Below are 18,061 nucleotides of genomic sequence, written 5' to 3'. Positions count from 1 at the left end.
ACCCCATCAGAAAGGCACCCGCCACCATGTCCACCGCCACCTTCGAGGACGTCCGCGCCCAGGCCGAGCAGCGCCTGGAGAAGAACCTCAAGATCAAGTCGATGATCATCGACCGCCTGGGCCTGGACGCCGAGGCCGAGATCGTCTCCGACAACCAGCCGCTGTTCGGCCGCGGCCTGGAGATGGACTCGCTGGACACCCTGGAGATCGTCGTCATGATCAACAACGAGTACGACGTGCTGATCAGCGACGACGACTTCGAGGCCTTCGGCTCGATCAACGCCCTGGTCGACTTCATCGAAGCCCGCGAGGTCTGACCATGACCATCGCCCCCGAGACGGCGCCCGCCCGGGCTGGCGCCGTCAAGGAGAAGCCGAAGACCTTCGCCTACTCCTCCGACGACATCAAGCGGATGCTGCCGCACCGCTGGCCGATGCTGATGATCGACCGCGCCTACGACGTGGTCCCCGGGGTCTCCGGACGCGGCGTCAAGAGCGTGTCCGTGAACGAGCCGTTCTTCGCCGGCCACTACCCCGACCACTCGATCATGCCCGGCGTGATGATCATCGAGGCGATGGCCCAGCTGGTCGCCGTGGTCTACGTCGCCGAGCTGCTGGAGGCCCCGGCGCCCGCCGCCGGAGACGCACCCGCCGACCCGTCGGCCAGCGTCGGCTACCTCGGCTCGATCAGCTCGATGAAGTTCTCCCGGCTGGTCGTCCCCGGCGACCAGCTCACCCTGGAGGCCAAGTTGGGCCAGAAGCTGGGCGGCCTGCGCTCGGTCTCGGTCCGGGCCACCGTCGGCACCGAGCTGGCCGCCGCCGGCTCGCTGATCGTCACCACCGGACGCAAGGGCTGACCGCCCGTCAGGGCCCACCCACCCAACGGATTCGACACGACAAGGAGGTGTGGAATGTCCGTCACGATCCGCCCGTACCAGGAGGGCGACGCGCATGACATCGCCGAGCTCTACAACCGTCACCGCGACAACCCCAACCCGGTGGCCGGCGGGATCAGCGGCGAGGAACTGGAACGCGAACTCGCCGAGCGCGACACCGCGACGTTCCTGGTGGCCGTCGACGACGGCCGGGTGGTGGGCACCTTCGGGCTGTTCCACAGCACCGGACGCCGGTCCGCCCGGGCCGGCGAGCTGATCGCCGACATGTTCTTCGTCGCCCCGGCCTACCGCAACGGCGTGATCACCGGGCGGCTGTTCACCGAGGCGGTCGAATGGATGATGCGGTGCGGCTGCCTGGTGCTCCGCCTCACCGTCAACCCGGCCAACACCGTCGCCTTCAAGCTCTACCGGCGGGTCGGCTGCGTCTCCGTCGGCGAGACCGTCCCCGGCGAGGACGGCAACGTCGAGCTGCACAACTACATCCCGCTGATCCTGCGCAGCGTCTTCGACGACCTCGGCCCCGAGGCGATCGCCGCGCTGAGCCAGCTCAGCAGCTTCGGCGGCGTCGCGGGCGGCCGGGACGACGAACTCCGGTCCGACGTACGGGTGGTGGACGGCATCCGGACCGTCGCCTACGCTCTGGCGCTGGGCGAGTTCGAACTCTCCGCCACCATCGACGTGGACCGCGGCCTGATGCTGGACGCCGCGCTCACCACCCCGGCCGGCGCGACCCGCGCGCTGGCCGTCGCCGAACCGCCGTACCGGGTGCGCGCCGCCCACCAGGGCGAGCCGCACCGGTTCGGCGGCGCGGGACTGACCGCCGAACTCGACGCCGGCGAGGGCACCCTCACCGTGCACGCCGAGGGACACCTCGGCCCGGTCCTGGTCTCCACCTGGCCCAGCGCCGAAGCCGACCGCTCGGCCGGCTGGCGCGAAGGACAGGCCCGCGACCTGGAGATCCACCCGGTCGAGCACGGCGTCCGGGTCAGCGAGCGCACCGGCGGCAACGAGGTCACCGGCACCATCACCCTCCACCAGGGGGTGCTCAGCCAGGACTTCACCTTCACCACCCGGCCCGGCCGGATCTTCCAGACCGTCGGACTGCGCCAGGGCGCCTTCACCCTGGCCGAGCCGTCCGGCGGCACCGTCCGGCAGCACCTGCTGGGCACCGGCATCGGCGTCCGCGACACCTCCGAGGTGGTCGCCGCCGCCCAGACCGCCCCGTCCGGCAGCGAACTCGCCTGGACCGACGGCGCCACCCGGATCAGCCTCCCCGCCACCCACCCGGTCCGGCTGATCCACTCCACCCTGGTCGAACGCCACCTGGAACCCGACGCCGACGGCACCGCCCGGCTGCGCACCGAGTTCACCACCGGCGCCGACCGCCACCCCGCGACGCGCGTCCCCGCCGCGCCGCGCACCGTCGACGGGCGGCGGCAGCTCACCCTGCAGGCCGCCGCCGGCGGAGTCACCGGCTGGACCGAGGACGGCGCCAAGGTGCTCCGCAGCCCCCACCCCCGCACCCGCGCCTTCGGCTGCAACCCGCGCTGGAGCGCCGGGATGTGGGTGACCCGCGAGCACCACCGGCACAGCCTCGCCACCGGCCTCGGCTGGGGCGTCCCCACCGAGGGCGACTGGGAGCAGAAGCACCCGCTCGGCCTCGCCGCCCCGCAGGACCGGATCAGCTGGGAGGTCACCGCCCCCGAGCAGACCGCCCAGCCGGTCCGGGTCGACGTCCACGCCCCCGGCGCGGACGAGGAGATCGTCCTCTGGCTCACCCCGAACACCCCCGCCGCCACCGCCGTGGTGCTCGAATCCGCGGGCACCCGCTGGGAGGTGGAGACCACCGGCTTCCGGCAGGTGTGGGCCGCCGCCGCGGCGGTCCGGCTCACCGGCGGCCAGTGGCTGCACCTCGCCCCCGTCCAGGGCGGCGGCGACCACGAGATCGTCCTGCGCACCACCGCCTCCGGCCTGCTGGTCGGCTGCGTCGCCCCGGCCGCCACCGAGGCCGCCTGGCAGCTGACCGTGCTCGCCGAACCGGCGATCTGACGCACCGCCACCTGACGCACCACCAACCCTGAAGACCCCTCGAAAGGACACCGAACAGCCATGACCACCACCGTTGCCGTGCGTACCGCGCAGGACGACTACACCACCGTCCGCTCCACCATCGGCGTCTACCGGATCACCGCCCCGCTGGTGCGGATCTCCGGCGGGGACCGCTACGACCTGCTGGACCAGTTCCTGGCCAAGGCGAGCGAGTACGTCGAGCCGGACACCGTCCGCGAGGCGCTGGCGCTGAACGCCGACGGCTCCCCGTTCGCGATCGTGCTGCACTTCGAGATCGGCGACGACTCCTGGCTGCTGCCGCGCACCCCGGTCACCGCCGAGGAGCTGTCCGCCTACCTGGACGCCCTGGACACCCCGTCCGACGTCACCGTCGAGATCGCCCCCGAGGGCTGGGGCGCCACCGCGTTCGAGGGCCCCACGGCCTGGTCGGCCGCCGCGAAGTTCGTCGAGTTCGACATCTCCGGCCTGACCCTGCACGCCGTCACCGAGTCCGCGGTGCCTGGTGACGACACCGCCATCGCCCACCTCGCCCGGGTCGGCACCACCGGCGAGTACGGCTACCTGCTGATCTCCAACGCCCCCGAGGCCGGCCACGCCGCGGCCGTCGAGGCGGTCGTCGCCGAGGGCGGCGCCGAGGTCGGCACCGAGGGCCTGGCCCGGGTCCAGGCCGAGGCCGGCATGGCGGTCTACGCCGCGGGCTTCGCCGGCCTGCCGGTGCACGAGGCCGACCTGGCCTGGATGGTCGACTGGAACCGGATCGGCAACTTCCTCGGCTCCGAGGAACTGGTCAAGCCCACCGCCGAGCTGGCCAAGATCACCGCGCTGGCCGCCCCGGTCGGCAGCTCCTTCGAGAACGGCGCCGAGGTCACCGCCGGCGGCCGGAAGATCGGCACCGTGGTCTGGCAGGCCCCGTCCGCCAACGCCGACGAGGAACTGGTCGTCGCGCTGCTGGACGCCCCGTTCTGGGTGCCCGGCCTGGAGCTCGTCGCCACCGCCGCGGACGGCGCCGCCACCCCGCTGCGCACCGTCACCCAGCCCCGCGTCATCGCCCGCTCGCTGACCACCCGGATCCACTGATGACCAACACCACCGAACGCATCGCCCTCACCGGGCTGGGACTGATCACCGGCGCCGGCGACGACGTCGAGAAGAGCTGGGCCGCCATCTCCCAGGGCATCTCCGGCATCCGGACCAACACCCTGTTCGACACCACCGAGCTGCTCACCGACTGGGCCGGCATGGTCACCGGCGAGCAGCCCGCCGACCTGGACCGCTGCTACGCGCTGGCGGCCACCGCGATCCGCGAGGCGCTGCGCAACTCCGGCCTCGACCTGGACGCGGTGGACCGCGACCGGGTGGCCGTGGTGGTCGGCTCCAGCCTCGGCGCCATGCCCACCCTGGAGTCCGTCCACCGCGACCTGGTCAAGGAGGGCCGGCTGGACGCCGCCCAGGCGGCCTCCTCCCAACTGCCGTGCGTCGGCGACTACATCGCCGCCGAGTTCGACCTGCGCGGCCCGCGGGTGGTGCTCTCCAACGCCTGCGCGGCCAGCGCGGTCGCCCTCGGCTACGCGGCCGAGCTGCTCTGGAAGGGCGACGTCGACTACGTCATCTGCGGCGGCGTCGACCCGCTGGCCCAGCTCTCGGCGTACGGGTTCAGTGCGCTCGGCGCGCTCGACCCCGAGCCGTGCGCGCCGATGTCCGCCTCCACCGGGCTGACCCTCGGCGAGGGCGCGGGTTTCATGGTGCTGGAGTCGGCGGAGCGGGCCGCGGCCCGCGGCGCCGCGCCGCTGGCCGAACTGGGCGGCTACGGCCTCTCCTGCGACGGCTACCACCAGACCGCCCCCGACCCGAGCGGCAAGGGCGCGGCCGCCGCGATGGCCCAGGCCCTCGCGACGGCCGGCCTCACCCCCGAGGACGTCGACTACGTCAACCTGCACGGCACCGGCACCCCCGCCAACGACGTGTCGGAGCCCAAGGCGGTCAAGCTGCTGTTCGGCGCCGAGGTGCCGCCGGCCAGCTCCACCAAGTCGATGCTCGGCCACACCCTCGGTGCGGCCGGCGCGGTGGAGGCGATCGTCTCCACCATGGCGATCGACCGGGGCGTGATCCCGCCGACCGTCAACACCCGCGGGGTGGCCTCCCCGTTCGGGCTGGACATCGTCCCGGACACCGGGCGGCCCGCGCCGCTCGAGGTGGTCGCCTCCAACTCCTTCGCGTTCGGCGGCAACAACGCCACCGTGGTGCTCAACAAGCCGGGCCGGCCCGCCCGTTCGGCCCGCCGCACGGCCCCCGTGCACCACGTGGTGGTGACCGGCGTCGCCGGGATGGCCGGCTCGGCCGGCACCACCGCCGAGCTGACCGCGGTGCTGGCCGAGGGCCGGGTCGGCTTCGACGCCCTGGAGCAGGTGGCCGGGGTCGGCGAGCGCCCGATCGGCCGGGTCGACGTCAAGGCCGTCACCAAGCGCCTCAACCCCAGCAAGGCCCGCCGGATGGACCCGCTGGGCGTGCTCGCCGCCGGCGCCGTCGGCGACCTGTACGAGCGGTACGGCAAGCCGTCCCGCGCCGAGGCCGAGGGCACCGGCATCGTCTTCGCCACCGGCTACGGCCCGGTCACCTCGGTCCTGAACTTCCATCAGGGCGTGCTGGAGCAGGGCATCAGCGGGGCCAACCCGGCGACCTTCGCCAACACCGTGGTCAACGCCGCGGCCGGGCACGTCGCGATGCTGCACCGCTACCGCGGCTACACCGCCACCATCGCCAACGGCGGCACCAGCTCGGTCCTCGCCCTGCAGCTGGCCGCCCGGGTGATCGCCCGCGGCATGGCCGACCGGATCATGGTGGTGGTCGCCGACGAGTTCCCCGAGCAGGCCCTGGCCACCCAGGCCCGGCTGCCCGGATACGCCAGGACCGCGCACGTCGTCCCCGGCGGGCGCACCGGCGCGGTGCTCAGCGAGGGCGCGGCCGCGATCCTGCTGGAGTCCGAGGCCTCCGCAGCCGCCCGCGGCGCGGGCGTCCTGGCGGACGTGCGCGGCTTCGGGGCCTCCGGCGAGTCGGCCGGCATCGGCCGGATCGGCCGCGACGGCGAGGCCTGGGCCCGCGCCCTGCGCGCCGCCCTGGCCGAGGCGGACAGCACGCCCGAGCAGATCGACACCGTGGTCTCCGCGGCCTCCGGGTTCAGCCTGGTCGACCTGGCCCAGTCCCGGGCGCTGGCCCTGGCCGGCCTGGCCGACCGGCCCGCGATCACCCCGAAGTCCCAGCTCGGCGAGACCTACGGCAGCGCGGGCGCGCTCGGCCTGGTGGCCGCGCTGGCCGGCGGGGCCCCGGCCGGCCGGCTGCTGCTCTCCAGCTTCGCCTACGGCGGCAGCTACGCGGCGGCCGTGTTCGACGCGAGGCCGTGATGGCCGCTACGCCCACCGGCCTGCGGCCCGCCGAACTTGCGCCGCACGGAGATGAACTGACGGACAGTCATGTCATCGGCTCCACCGGTCGGGCGGGCACGGGTTCGGGCCGGGTGCGGGTCGACGGCTCCGGCCCCGCCGGGGGCGGGTCGGCCTGGAGGCCTGACGCCTCCGGCCGGGACGCCTCCGGCACCGGTCCGGCGAACCGCTCGACCGGCCTCCCGGCCGGGCCGGCGGAGCGGGACGACCTGGCGATCGACTGCCTGGTCACCCGGCACCCGCACCTGCCGCGGGACCGGATGGGCCACCGGCTGAACGACGCCGGCCGGTGGCTGGTCACCGAGGCGCTGGCCGGTTTGTACGGGGTCCGGCTGAGCCCCCGTCAGCTGGCCAGGGACGAGCACCGGCGCTGGAGCGTGCCGGAGCTCGGCCTGAACGCCTCGGTGGCGCACTGCGCGGAGTACAGCACGGTGGCGCTGGCGCCCGGGCAGCGCGTGGGGGTGGACCTGCAGGACCACCGGGACCGCCCCCTCGCGATGCAGTGGCTCGGCGCGCTGCTCGGCCGTCCGGCCGGGGAGGCCGCCACCCTGCGGGACTTCGCCGAGTGCGAGGCGCTGATCAAGGCCTCGCACCTCCGCAAGGAGACCTTCGCCGGCGTCCGGCTGCCCGACTGGCGGCCGGGCTGGCGCCCCACCAACGTCGGCTACCTGGTGCGCTCCGCCGACCTCGGCCACGGCCTGCACCTGGCCCTCGCCACCGACGCGCCCACCCCGGTGCGCTGGTGGTGGCAGCCGGGCCCGGCCGAGCCGGCGGTGCGCACCGCCGCCCTGACCCTGGAGCCCGCCGCATGACCCCGACCGCCACCGCGGCCACCGAGACCGCGCCCGCCACCGCGGGCCGCCGCTACACCCGCCGGATCTCCCCGATCGAACGCGGCTACCTGAACGCCGCCGCCACCGGCACCCCGCAGCTGATCCAGATGGTGATCGAGGGCGTCGGCCGGATCGGCCTGGACGAACTCACCGACGCCGTCCGGCAGGCCACCGCCGTCAGCCCCGGCCTCGCGGTGCGGCGCCGCGGCGCCGCCTGGCGGGCCGGGGACGAGCTGCCGCCGGTGGTCGAACTCCCCGCCGGCGCGGGCCTCGACCACCCGTTCTTCCACCGCGACCTGGACGTGGTGGCCGGCCCGGTCTGCGAGGTGGGCCTGGCCAACGGGCCGGTCACCCGCCTGGTGGTCCGGGCCAGCCACATCGTCACCGACGGCCGCGGCCTGCGGTACTGGATCGAGGACCTGTTCCGCGCGCTGCGCGGCGAGCCGGTGGTCGGCGCCGACGCCACCGTCGACGACGCGCACTTCCGCGCCGCCGCCGCCCCGGTGCCCGCCGCCCCCGCCCCGGCGCGGGTACCGGGCCACCCGGCGATCCTCGGGCAGGGCCCGGCCGACGGCACCGCGCTGTGGCTGCGCCGCAGCGTGCGGGCCACCCCGTCCGCGGTGACCGCCCGGGTCGGTGCGGCGATCTCCCGGCACCTGGCCGCCGACTCCGGCCGGCTGATCATCCCGGTCGACCTGCGCCGGCACGACCGCACGGTCCGCTCCACCGCCAACCTGACCTCCCAGCTTGTGCTCGACCTGCACCACGAGGACCGCTGGAACCGGCTGCACAGCCAGCTGCTCGCCGCGATGCTCCGCAAGCGCGAAGTCGCCGTCCTGGACCGGGACTTCCTGCGCAGCAACCCGTTCGCCAACTCGCTGCGCGAGGCCCAGGAGCTGGACGGCAGCCGCTTCCCGTGCACCGCCATCCTCACCGACCACGGCCGGATCGACACCGACCTCTACCGCACCGAGCGGTTCCACCCGACCGAGTACTACACGCTGCCGATGCTCGTCCCGTACGCCGAGATGTTCCTGAGCACCTGTCAGCTCGACGACCGCACCGAACTCACCCTCTCCTGCCGCAACCGCCCCGACGCCCGCCCGGCGGCCGAGGCGGTCCTCGACGAGGTCGAGCGCGCCCTCCTCGAAGCCGACTGACCCCGGCTCACACTCCTCCCGCTGATGAAGGACCTGCGAAGATGCCCACCACCAAGCCCGCCCCGAACCCGGTGACCGAGGCCGAGGACGAGGCCCCGCCGACCGCCGAGACCCCTGAGGCCCCTGCGGCCGACGCCGCCGACACCGCCGACACCGCAGCCGAGCAGCCGACCGCCGAGCAGAGCGCCGACGACGAGCCCGCCGAGGAGGCTTCCGCCGAGGCCTCCGCGGAGCCCGCCGCCGCGCCGGCCGCGGACTCCGGTCCGTCCGTCTCCGCGCTGCTGACCATGGGCGCCGCCATCACCGGCGGATTCCTGGCGCTGCTCGACACCACCATCGTCAACGTCTCCATGCAGCAGACCACCGCCCGGTTCGGCGGCATCAACCAGGTGCAGTGGGTGGTGACCGCGTACCTGCTGGCGCTGGCCGCGGTGATGCCGGCCACCGGCTGGCTGGCCACCCGGTTCGGCGCCAAGCGGGTGTTCGCCGCTGCGACCGCGCTGTTTGCGCTGGGCTCGCTGGGCTGCGCCGCCAGCCAGTCGCTGGACCAGCTGATCGCGGCGCGCGGCCTGTCCGGCGCGGCGGCGGGCATCCTGACGCCGGTCGCCACCATCCTGCTGACCCGCGGCGTGCCGCGCGAGCACCTGGGCCGGGTGCAGGCCCTGAACGGCTCGGTGATGCTGATCAGCCCGCTGCTCGGTCCGACCATCGGCGGCCTGCTGGTCGCCTGGGGCGGCTGGTCCGCGGTGTACGTGGTGAACATCCCGTTCTGCGTCGCGCTGTTCGCGGTCACCCTGCGCTGGGTGCGCAACGACGCCCCGCCGCGCGGCAGCGCCAAGCCGCTGGACCTGCTGGGCCTGGTCTCCTCGGCGACCGCCACCGTCTGCCTGGTGCTGGCCATCCACGAGTACGCCGCCCAGGGCGCCACGGCCACCCCGGAGCTGCTGGTGCCGCTCGGCCTGGCGGTCGCGGGCGCCGCGGTGTTCGTGGCGCGCGGGCTGACGGCGCGCTTCCCGCTGCTGGACCTGCGGCTGTTCAGGATCCCGGTGTACGCCACCGCGGTGGTGAACATCTTCTGCCTGGGCTTCGTGCTCTACTCGCCGATGATGCTGATCCCGCTGTACTTCGAGGACGCCCGCGGCCTGTCCTCGGTCAGTACCGGCCTGCTGATGTCCACCGGCGGCCTGGGCGTGGTCACCGCGGCCTGGCTGTCCCGGGTGCTGCTGCGGAAGATCGGCGGCGGGGCGACCGTGCTGATCGGCATCGCACTGACCATGATCGCCACCGCGCCGCTCACCCGGCTCACCGGCGACACCTCGTACCTGCTGTTCTGCGGCAGCCTGGTGATCCGCGGCCTCGGCACCGGGCTGACCATCGTGCCGACCATGACCCGGGCCTTCCAGTCGATCCGTCAGGAGTCCATCCCGGACGCCGCCTCGCAGCTCAACCTGACCCAGCGGATCGGCGGCGCACTGGCCATCGCGGTGGTCACCGTGGTGCTGACCGACGCGGCGAAGGAGCGGCACGGCCTGGTGCCGGCCGCCTTCGCGCACTCCTTCGGCTGGCTGCTCGGGGTGTACGCGCTGACCCTGCTGCCGGCCCTGGCCCTGCTCCTCGCGGACCGCAGCGAGAAGCGCCGGGAGGCGGCCGCCGCCTGACGGACCGACACCCGGCGATCCGTCAGGGGACGCCCGCGGTCAGCGCGTGGTGGGGAGCCAGCCGTCCTGGACGGCGTGCACCCCGGCCTCGAAGCGGCTGCGGGCGTCCAGCCGTTCCATCAGGTTGGCGGCGAACCGGCGGGCGGTGCGCGGGGAGACGCCCATCCGCTTGGCGATCGCCTCGTCGGTGTAGCCCTGGGCGAGCATCTTCAGCACCGCCAGCTCCTGCGGCGGGAGTTCGTCGCCGGTGCAGCAGGGGGTGTCGCCGACCGGGATGGCGGTGGTCCACACGCCCTCGAACAGCGCGCACAGTGCGGCCACCGTGCCGGAGCCGCGCAGCACCACCGCGCCGGCCCGGGCGTCCTCGGTGTCGATCGGCAGCACGGCCTGCCGCCGGTCGAAGATGATCATGCGGATCGGCAGCTCCGGAACGGTCCGCACCTGGCCGCCGTGCTGGTTCAGCCAGGTCACGTGGTCCAGGGTGGGCCGGTGGTTGCGGACGCTGTCCAGGTAGACCGTGCGCATCTGCACGCCGCGCTCCAGCAGCGCGGCGTTCGGCTGCCGGCTGGCCCGCAGGTCCTCCTCGGAGTGCGCGCCGCCGGGCGCGAAGGTGGCCACCTCCTGGGAGACCGAGCCGGCCAGCTCGGCCAGCCGCTCGCGGATCGCCTCCGGTCCGATCAGCTGCTCGGAGGAGGCGTCGGTGGCGGTGGGTCTGAGCGCCGAGCACTCGGCGATCAGCTGGGCGGCGGCTGCCCGCGAGGCCTCCACCCGCATCTGCTGGGCGGCCAGGTCCGCCTGCTGACGGGCCAGCAGCAACTCCATCGCGGTCTCCGGCCCGATCGCCCGGAACCCGATGCCCTCCCGCGCCGACGGCTGCACCAGGGCGAGTTCGCTGAGCCGGTCGAGCCCGGCGCGCACCCGTTCCTCGGTCACGCCGAGTTGGGCGGCGAGCGCGGCCACCCCGGCCTCCGGGTCCGCCAGCATCGCGCGGTAGACGGCTTCTGATTCCGCGTCAAGCCCCAGGATATCCAGCATTGGATCGTCCCCGTTTTCGATCAGTGCCAGTAAGTGAGGTACGCGGGGGAGCTTACTGACATCGAGTAGCCGTCCGCTGACTCTCGCGTTCCGGAGAAGTGTCCGGTCAGCGGACGGCTGCGGCGATCAGAGGGCGAGAAGTTGTCCGACCAGCTCCGTTGCCGGACGGGCGGCGGGGCCCTCGCCGACCGGGAGGTCCCGGGTGCAGTCGCGCACCAGGGAGTGGAAGGAGAAACGTGCCGGGGCGTCCTGCCGGATCAGGTTGTTCTCGAACAGGACGTCGAGGTGGCCCTCCACCTCGTCGGCGGACAGCCCGGTGATCGCGGCCGCGCCCGCCACGTCGAAGGCGGCCGCCGGATGACGGCTGATCAGCCGGCTGAAGTCCCGTTCGGCGCGGTCGAGGTGCTGGTAGGAGGCGCGCAGCAGGGCCATCAGGTCGCGGTCGGCGGTCTGCAGGCAGCGCGCCCGGCGGGTCGGGCAGGCCAGCCGCTCCACCATGTCAGCGACCGCCCAGGCCGGGCGGTCGCGCAGCCGGGTCGCGGCGATCCGGATCGCCAGCGGCAGGTGGCCGCACAGCCCGACCGCCTCGGCGGCCCGGGCGGGCTCGCGGGCGATCCGGTGCTCCCCGGCGATCCGGGCGAACAGCGCCACCGCGTCGCCGGGCGGCAGCACGTCCAGCGGCAGCGCCAGCGCGCCGTCCAGCGCGGTCAGCTTGCGGCGGCTGGTGACCAGCACCAGCGAGTCCCCGGCACCCGGCAGCAGCGGCCGGACCTGCGCGGTGTCCGCGGCGTCGTCCAGCACCACCAGGCAGCGCCGGCCGGCGAGCCGGGCCCGCCACAGGCTGCTGCGCTCCTCCAAGGACCGCGGGATCCGCTCCGGCTCCAGCCCGTCGGCGCGCAGCAGCACGGCCAGCGCCTGGGCCGGCGGCACCGGGGCGCGGGTGTCGCTGAAGCCCTCCAGCGCGACGAAGAACTGCCCGTCCGGGTACTCCCGGGTGACCTGGTGGGCCAGGTGCACCGCCAGCGTGGTCTTGCCGACGCCGCCCATCCCGTCCACCGCCAGCATCAGCGGCGCACCCGCGGCGCCGCGGCCGACCGCCTCGCGCAGCAGTGCCAGTTCGGCCGCCCGCCCGGTGAAGTCGGCCAGGTCGTGCGGGAGGCAGTTGCGCGCTCCGGCCGGGAAGGCGGCCGGAGCCTCGCCGGCCGCCTCCGGGCGGCGGCCCGCCGCGGTGGGGGTCGCGGCACCGTGCACCCCCGGCGCGTCCGCCAGGATCTCCGCCTGCAGCGCCCGCAGTTGCGGGCTCGGCTCCAGGCCCAGCTCGTCGGCGAGGAACCGGCGCCCCTCGTCGTACACCGCCAGCGCGTCGGCCTGCCGGCCGCTGCGGCACAGCGCCGTCATCAGGCTGCGGCGCAGCGAGTCGCGCAGCGGGTACTCCGCCAGCAGTGCGGTCAACTCGCCTACCAGCGAACTGGTCTCACCGACCTTCAGGCGCAGCGCCATCAGGTCCTCGATCGCGGTCAGCCGCTGCTCGTTCAGCTTGACCGCGGCGCTGGTCACCGCCGGGCAGTGGATGCCGGCGAAGGCGTCGCCGCGCCACAGGTCGACCGCCGACTGCAGCAGCCGGATCGCCTCGGCGAACCGCCCGTCCCGTTCGGCGGCCCGCGCCTCCCGGACCTTCCGGGCGAAGCGGTGCGCGTCCACCGCGTCCTCCGGGACCACCAGCCGGTAGCCGACGTCGACCGTCACCAGCCGGTGCTCGCTCACCGACAGCACCCGGCGCAGGTCGCGGATCGCGTTGTGCACCTGGGGGCGGGCGGACGGCGGCGGGTCCTCCCACAGCTCGTCCACCAGGGCGTCCATCGGGACCACCCGGTTGGCGTTCAGCAGCAGCAGCGCCAGGAGCCGGTGCTGCCGCATGCCGCGGACGTCCACCAGCACGCCGGACTGACGCGCCTCCAGGGCGCCCAGGACCAGGAATTCCATCTCACTCACCCCCGTCGTCGGTCGGAGCCGGATACTGCGGTCGGATTCTTCGGATACCGCGGTGCGGTGCTTTCGCTGACGGTGGTTCAGGAGCCCCAGGTGACGTCGTCCGTGTGGACGGTGGGCGGCAGGGTGGGGAGTGCGCCGGGGTGGTCGACCGGTACGGTGACGGCGCCGTCCGCGACGTTCCCGGAGAATTCCGCCGAGGCCGCCGAAATACCCAGGGCGGTGAGCGCGAGAACCGAGATTGCGGCGAACTTGGCGACACGGGTGGCCAGCACGGAATTCTCCTCAAGTGTGGTTTCGGATTTCTCCCCGGGCGCCTCGCCCGGGTTCGGGTCCGGCGTTTCGCTCCCGCCGACATCTCTACTGTGCTCCGCCCGGCCCGCCGAGGGAACAGCAGTCGCCTGGACGGAACATGCACTGTCCTAAGCCGTCCACCGCGAGCAGCCGAAGGGCCGTCAGTCGAAGCCCCACCAGGGTCCGGGCACCAGCGCCGCACCGACCTGCACCACCTCGAACCCCGCCAGCCCCGGGTCGCCCGCGGTCGCCCGCACGACCAGCGCGCCGGCCCCCGCCTCCGCCTCCGCGAGGCTCCCGGCCAGGCTGAACAGACCCACCGTGACCTCCCCGGACGCCTCCGGATGGACCGTCACGTGCTCCAGCGCGTCCCGCTCCAGCGCATAGGACCCGATGATTTCCGCGAGCCCCGGCGGAACGCCCCGACCGGCCGGAGCCCGCAGCCTTGCATGCACGAGATACATACGTCCATCTTCGGTCCCTGATGAGGTACCCGAACCGTTTCCGGATAGACGCTTTATGCCATGGCATAAAGCGTCCCGGTGACGCGTGGGGGAAGAGTGCGGAAAACCTGCGCGAGCGACGGGTGTTCCGGACCGGGTCCCGCCTCTGGCCTGTTCCGCCCCGGCGGCTACCCTCCTGGCTGTGAAGCTCACCGAACCCCCGTCCAGCCGCCTCGGCTGGCTCGACGCGCTGCGCGGCATCGCCGCGCTCTCCGTCGCGATCTACCACCTGGCGCTGCCGTTCGTCTGGCTGCACGCCAACCACGAGCCGCGCTACCTGGACCCGGGCATCTTCGGCGTCATGCTGTTCTTCCTGGTGAGCGGCTACATCATCCCGGCCTCGCTGGAGCGCCGCGGCGACGTCCGCTCGTTCTGGGTCGGCCGGGCCTTCCGGATCTACCCGGTGGTGGCGGTGACCGTGCTGCTGTGCCTGCTGGTGCTGCCGCGCCGGCACCAGGTGGTGCAGGGCTGGGTGTTCGACCACCCGCTGCTGGCGCTGGCCGGAAACGGCCTGATGCTGCAGGACCTCTCCGGGGTGACCAACGCGATCGGCGTGATGTGGACCCTCAGCTACGAGATGGTCTTCTACTACTTCGCCACCGCGCTGTTCGTGACCGGGCAGCACCGGCGCAGCGCCCCGATCTCGGTGGGCTTCGCGGCGGTCGCCCTGCTGTTCGGCTCCCGGCTTCCGCTCGGCGCGCTCTCCGACGGCCAGTCCGCCACCCGGTACCTGGTGCTGGGCTGCCTGCTGGCGGTGGGCGCAGCGATGGCCGCGATCCTCACCGGCCGGGCCGCGCTGGTACGGGCCGGCGGCGTGCTGCTGGGCCTGCTGGGGCTGCTGCTGGCCGGGGTGAACGGCCGGTCGGCGGCGTTCGAGACCATGATGATCTTCGCGACGATGTTCGCCGGCACCGTGCTCTACCGCTGGGAGCACGGCCAGATCGACCGGCTCAAGGCCACGCTGACCTGCGCCTTCGTGATCTGCGCGGGCGTGCTCTCCGGCTACCTCTACGACCACGGCCCGGCGCTGTGGCGCACCTGGAGCGAGACCTGGCGGGCGTTCTCCTTCGCCTACCTCGCGGCCTGGGTGGTGTTCCTGGCGGGCATGGCGCTGCGCCACCGCCGGTTCCCGCGCGCGCTGACCTGGCTGGGCGCGGTGAGCTACTCGGTCTACCTGCTGCACAACCCGGTGATCCACGCCATGGAGTGGCTGCTGGAGGACACCGCGCCGTTCACCTCGTGGCCCGACCGGGCCCTGCAATTCGGCGGGTTCCTGGCGGCGCTGCTGGTGCTGTCCTGGCTCAGCCACCGGTGGGTGGAGCTGCCGTTCCAGCGGCTCGGCCGACGGGTCGTCAAGCGGCTGGCTGCGTCCGGCGGCGGCGGGGACCAGGGTGCGGCGGAGGCCGCGCCGGAGCGTCCGCTGGCGGCTGCGCGGTAGGGCGGAGGCAGGAGGGCCGGCGGCGGGCGGGGGCGACCGCCGCCGCGGTGGTCAGCCGACGGCGGCGGTGACCGCGATGTGGTCGGGGAGTTCGCCTCCGCTGTCGAGGAAGTGGGTGAGCGGGAGGGTGGCCGCGCCGAGGGTGACCGCGTCGGGGCCGAGGTGGCTGAGCTCGATGGTGGTGCGCGAGCGCGGGTAGGTGAGGGCGTAGCTGGTGGCGGCCTCGCGGACGGCGGGCAGCAGGCGCGGGCCGAGCAGCAGTCCGGCCCAGCCGCCGATCACGATCCGCTCGGGGTTGAACAGGTTGACCAGGTCCGCGATGGAGGCGCCGAGCAGTTCGGCGGCCTCGTCGAGCAGGGCGACGGCGCTGGGCTGTCCGGCCTCGGCGGCGCGCAGCAGCGCGGCCAGGCCCGCCTTCTCGCTGGTGCCGGGGCGGGTGCCGTCCCAGCGTTCGACCAGTGCCTCGGCGCCGACGTAGGCCTCCAGGCAGCCGCGCGAGCCGCACCGGCAGCGGCGGCCGCCGACGTGCACCTTGGTGTGGCCCCACTCGCCGGCCGAGCTGGTGGCGCCGCGGAAGCGGACCCCGTCGGCGATCACGCAGGCGCCGACGCCGGAGCCGAACAGCGCGACCACGGCGTGCCGGCTGCCGCGCCCGGCGCCGAACCACATCTCGGCCTGGCCGAGCGTCTTGGCGCCGTTGTCGACGTACAGCGGCAGTGCGGTGTGCTCGCGCAGCAGGCGGCCGAGCGGGACGGCGTCCCAGCCGAAGGTCTGGCCGTGCACGACCACGTCCGCGCCGGGGTCGGCGCTGGTGCCCTGCTCGACGATGCCGGGGACGCCGAGGCCGACGCCGAGCACGCTGTCGGCCGAGACGCCGGCCGAGGCCAGCACCTCGGTGAGGCCGGTGGCGATCATCCCCACCACCCGCTCCGGGTCGTGGGCGGTCTCCAGCGGCTGGTCGGCGGAGGCGAGTTCGGTGAGCGCGAGGTCGAACAGGGTGACCCGGACCTGGGTCTCGCCGATGTCGATGCCCACCAGGTGCGCCTGGCCGGGGGTGACCCGGAGCAGGATCCGCGGGCGGCCGCCGTCGGACTCGACCGAGCCGCACTCCTCGATCAGGCCGTCGGTGATCAACTCGCCCGTAACATTGCTGACCGATCCGGCGCTCAGTCCGGTGGCGGCACCGAGCTCCTGGCGGCTGAGCGGACCGTTGAAGTACAGGTGCCGCAACAAGGTCGAACGGCTGGATCGGCGCAGGTCGCGAACGGTCTGCTTGCCTCGCGGTGTCATGGGGTCTCCTCCTCCGTTGCAGAATCTACGCGGTCGCAGCTCTTGACGTCCACTTTTCTCAGACGTTAAATCTCGCCGTGAAGTAAGCGCCCTGGTGCCGTACTTCACCCCCACGAGACGACAGCCCGAGAGGGGCTTCTCCATGCGCACCCACCGGATTCCCGCCGCCCTCGCCCTCACCGCCGCCATCACGCTGACCGCCACCGCCTGCGGCGGCGGCGACAGCGGCAGCGGCGGCGGCACCAACTCCAGCCCGAAGACCCTGACGTACTGGGCGTCCAACCAGGGCAGCAGCCTGGAGAACGACAAGCAGGTGCTGGAGCCGGAGCTGAAGAAGTTCGAGGCCCAGACCGGCATCAAGGTCAACCTCGAGGTCGTCCCCTGGTCCGACCTGCTGAACAGAATCCTCGCCGCCACGGCCTCCGGCCAGGGCCCCGACGTGCTGAACATCGGCAACACCTGGTCCGCGTCGCTGCAGGCCACCGGTGCGCTGCTGCCGTTCGACCAGGCCACCTTCGACAAGATCGGCGGCAAGGACCGCTTCCTGGCCTCGACCATCGCCTCGGCCGGTGCCAAGGGCAAGGACCCGGCGGCCGTCCCGCTGTACTCGATGGCGTACGGCCTGTACTACAACAAGAAGCTCTTCCAGGCGGCCGGCATCGCCAACCCGCCCGCCACCTGGGAGGACCTGGTCGCCGACGGCAAGAAGCTGACCACCGGCTCGCAGTACGGCCTGGCGATCGAGGGCGGCAACGTCTCGGAGAACGTCCACCACGCCTTCACCCTGGGCATGCAGCACGGGACCGGCTTCTACGACGCCTCCGGCAAGCCGAAGTTCGACAGCCCCGAGGCGGTCGCCGCGGTCAAGCAGTACGTCGACTTCATCGCGAACGACAAGATCGCCGCCCCGGGCAACGCCGAGTACGCCGCCAACCAGTCGGTGACCGACTTCGCCACCGGCAAGGCCGCGATGCTGATGTGGCAGTCCGCGGGCGCCAACCTGAAGTCGCACGGGATGAACCCGGACGACTACGGCGTCGTCCCGGTGCCGGTCCCGGCCGGCGCCACCGGCGACAAGGCCACCAGCTCGATGGTGGCCGGCATCAACCTGGCGGTCTTCAAGAACACCAAGAACCTCGACGGCGCCCTGAACTTCGTGAAGTTCATGACCAGCGACGACGAGCAGAAGTTGCTCAACGGCACCTACGGCTCGCTGCCGCCGGTGAAGGCCGCCCAGTCCGACGCGAAGTTCGCCACCCCGGAGCTGCAGACCCTGGCCGGCGTGCTGCAGAAGAGCGCCGCCCCGCTGCCGCAGGTCGCCAGCGAGAGCCAGTTCGAGACGCTGATCGGCACCGCGGTGAAGAACCTGCTGGCGTCGGCCGCCGCGGGCAAGCCGGTCACCGAGGCCACGGTCAAGGACGAGCTGTCCAAGGCCCAGCAGCAGATGCCGGCGAGCTGA

The 18,061-nt window shown here is 73.5% G+C and carries 15 protein-coding genes; 10 read left to right on the top strand and 5 right to left on the bottom strand.

Going from position 1 to position 18,061, the window contains the following annotated elements:
* Nucleotides 1–26 precede the first annotated feature (26 nt).
* Genes ACWD4U_RS16840 through ACWD4U_RS16805 form a run of 8 tightly spaced genes read left to right on the top strand, consistent with a single transcriptional unit; the run spans nucleotide 27 to nucleotide 10,053 of the window.
* Nucleotides 27–317: an acyl carrier protein gene (locus tag ACWD4U_RS16840; protein WP_363456782.1), complete on the top strand. Its 291-nt coding sequence runs from the start codon at nucleotides 27–29 to the stop codon at nucleotides 315–317.
* A 2-nt stretch (nucleotides 318–319) separates the two neighbouring features.
* Nucleotides 320–856 carry a 3-hydroxyacyl-ACP dehydratase FabZ gene (gene fabZ, locus ACWD4U_RS16835; protein ID WP_363456785.1) on the top strand — a complete coding sequence of 179 codons (537 nt, stop codon included), beginning with the start codon at nucleotides 320–322 and terminating at the stop codon, nucleotides 854–856.
* A 54-nt stretch (nucleotides 857–910) separates the two neighbouring features.
* Nucleotides 911–2,944 (top strand): GNAT family N-acetyltransferase, encoded by a 2,034-nt coding sequence (locus tag ACWD4U_RS16830; RefSeq protein ID WP_363456787.1) that lies wholly within the window; start codon nucleotides 911–913, stop codon nucleotides 2,942–2,944.
* A gap of 60 nt (nucleotides 2,945–3,004) precedes the next feature.
* Nucleotides 3,005–4,042 (top strand): aminomethyl transferase family protein, encoded by a 1,038-nt coding sequence (locus tag ACWD4U_RS16825; protein WP_363456790.1) that lies wholly within the window; start codon nucleotides 3,005–3,007, stop codon nucleotides 4,040–4,042.
* Nucleotides 4,042–6,363 carry a beta-ketoacyl-[acyl-carrier-protein] synthase family protein gene (locus ACWD4U_RS16820; RefSeq protein WP_363456793.1) on the top strand — a complete coding sequence of 774 codons (2,322 nt, stop codon included), beginning with the start codon at nucleotides 4,042–4,044 and terminating at the stop codon, nucleotides 6,361–6,363. The genes ACWD4U_RS16825 and ACWD4U_RS16820 overlap by 1 nt, the downstream gene beginning before the upstream one ends.
* A complete protein-coding gene (locus ACWD4U_RS16815) occupies nucleotides 6,363–7,214 on the top strand; it encodes a 4'-phosphopantetheinyl transferase family protein (RefSeq protein WP_363456796.1) in 852 nt (283 codons plus the stop codon). The genes ACWD4U_RS16820 and ACWD4U_RS16815 overlap by 1 nt, the downstream gene beginning before the upstream one ends.
* Nucleotides 7,211–8,395 (top strand): hypothetical protein, encoded by a 1,185-nt coding sequence (locus ACWD4U_RS16810; RefSeq protein ID WP_363456799.1) that lies wholly within the window; start codon nucleotides 7,211–7,213, stop codon nucleotides 8,393–8,395. The genes ACWD4U_RS16815 and ACWD4U_RS16810 overlap by 4 nt, the downstream gene beginning before the upstream one ends.
* A 41-nt stretch (nucleotides 8,396–8,436) precedes the next feature.
* Nucleotides 8,437–10,053: a DHA2 family efflux MFS transporter permease subunit gene (locus ACWD4U_RS16805; protein ID WP_363456802.1), complete on the top strand. Its 1,617-nt coding sequence runs from the start codon at nucleotides 8,437–8,439 to the stop codon at nucleotides 10,051–10,053.
* A 39-nt stretch (nucleotides 10,054–10,092) separates the two neighbouring features.
* Here the strand turns inward: ACWD4U_RS16805 and ACWD4U_RS16800 are convergent, their stop codons facing one another.
* The 4 genes from ACWD4U_RS16800 to ACWD4U_RS16785 form a co-directional block, all read right to left on the bottom strand.
* Complete coding sequence (locus ACWD4U_RS16800; protein ID WP_363456805.1) at nucleotides 10,093–11,088, bottom strand: LuxR C-terminal-related transcriptional regulator; 996 nt, start codon at nucleotides 11,086–11,088, stop codon at nucleotides 10,093–10,095.
* Nucleotides 11,089–11,214: 126 nt separating this feature from the next.
* Nucleotides 11,215–13,071 carry a BTAD domain-containing putative transcriptional regulator gene (locus ACWD4U_RS16795; protein ID WP_449787213.1) on the bottom strand — a complete coding sequence of 619 codons (1,857 nt, stop codon included), beginning with the start codon at nucleotides 13,069–13,071 and terminating at the stop codon, nucleotides 11,215–11,217.
* 86 nt (nucleotides 13,072–13,157) lie between these two features.
* On the bottom strand, nucleotides 13,158–13,352 hold the full coding sequence (locus ACWD4U_RS16790; RefSeq protein WP_363459440.1) for a hypothetical protein: 195 nt from the start codon (nucleotides 13,350–13,352) through the stop codon (nucleotides 13,158–13,160).
* Nucleotides 13,353–13,532: 180 nt separating this feature from the next.
* Nucleotides 13,533–13,691, bottom strand: coding sequence for a hypothetical protein (locus ACWD4U_RS16785; protein WP_363459442.1), 159 nt, complete (start codon nucleotides 13,689–13,691; stop codon nucleotides 13,533–13,535).
* A 325-nt stretch (nucleotides 13,692–14,016) separates the two neighbouring features.
* On the opposite strand from ACWD4U_RS16785, the gene ACWD4U_RS16780 reads away from it, so the two are divergent.
* Entirely contained in the window at nucleotides 14,017–15,312 is a 1,296-nt protein-coding gene (locus ACWD4U_RS16780) for an acyltransferase family protein (protein WP_363459444.1), read from the top strand.
* Nucleotides 15,313–15,363: 51 nt separating this feature from the next.
* Here the strand turns inward: ACWD4U_RS16780 and ACWD4U_RS16775 are convergent, their stop codons facing one another.
* Nucleotides 15,364–16,602 carry an ROK family transcriptional regulator gene (locus ACWD4U_RS16775; RefSeq protein WP_363459446.1) on the bottom strand — a complete coding sequence of 413 codons (1,239 nt, stop codon included), beginning with the start codon at nucleotides 16,600–16,602 and terminating at the stop codon, nucleotides 15,364–15,366.
* A gap of 142 nt (nucleotides 16,603–16,744) precedes the next feature.
* Here ACWD4U_RS16775 and ACWD4U_RS16770 point away from each other — a divergent pair, with 142 nt between their 5' ends.
* Nucleotides 16,745–18,061, top strand: coding sequence for an ABC transporter substrate-binding protein (locus ACWD4U_RS16770; RefSeq protein WP_363459448.1), 1,317 nt, complete (start codon nucleotides 16,745–16,747; stop codon nucleotides 18,059–18,061).

The organism is Kitasatospora sp. NPDC002522, from assembly GCF_053595195.1.
The sequence above is the reverse complement of the archived record's forward strand: the minus strand, read 5'-3'. Positions and strand labels throughout refer to the sequence as shown.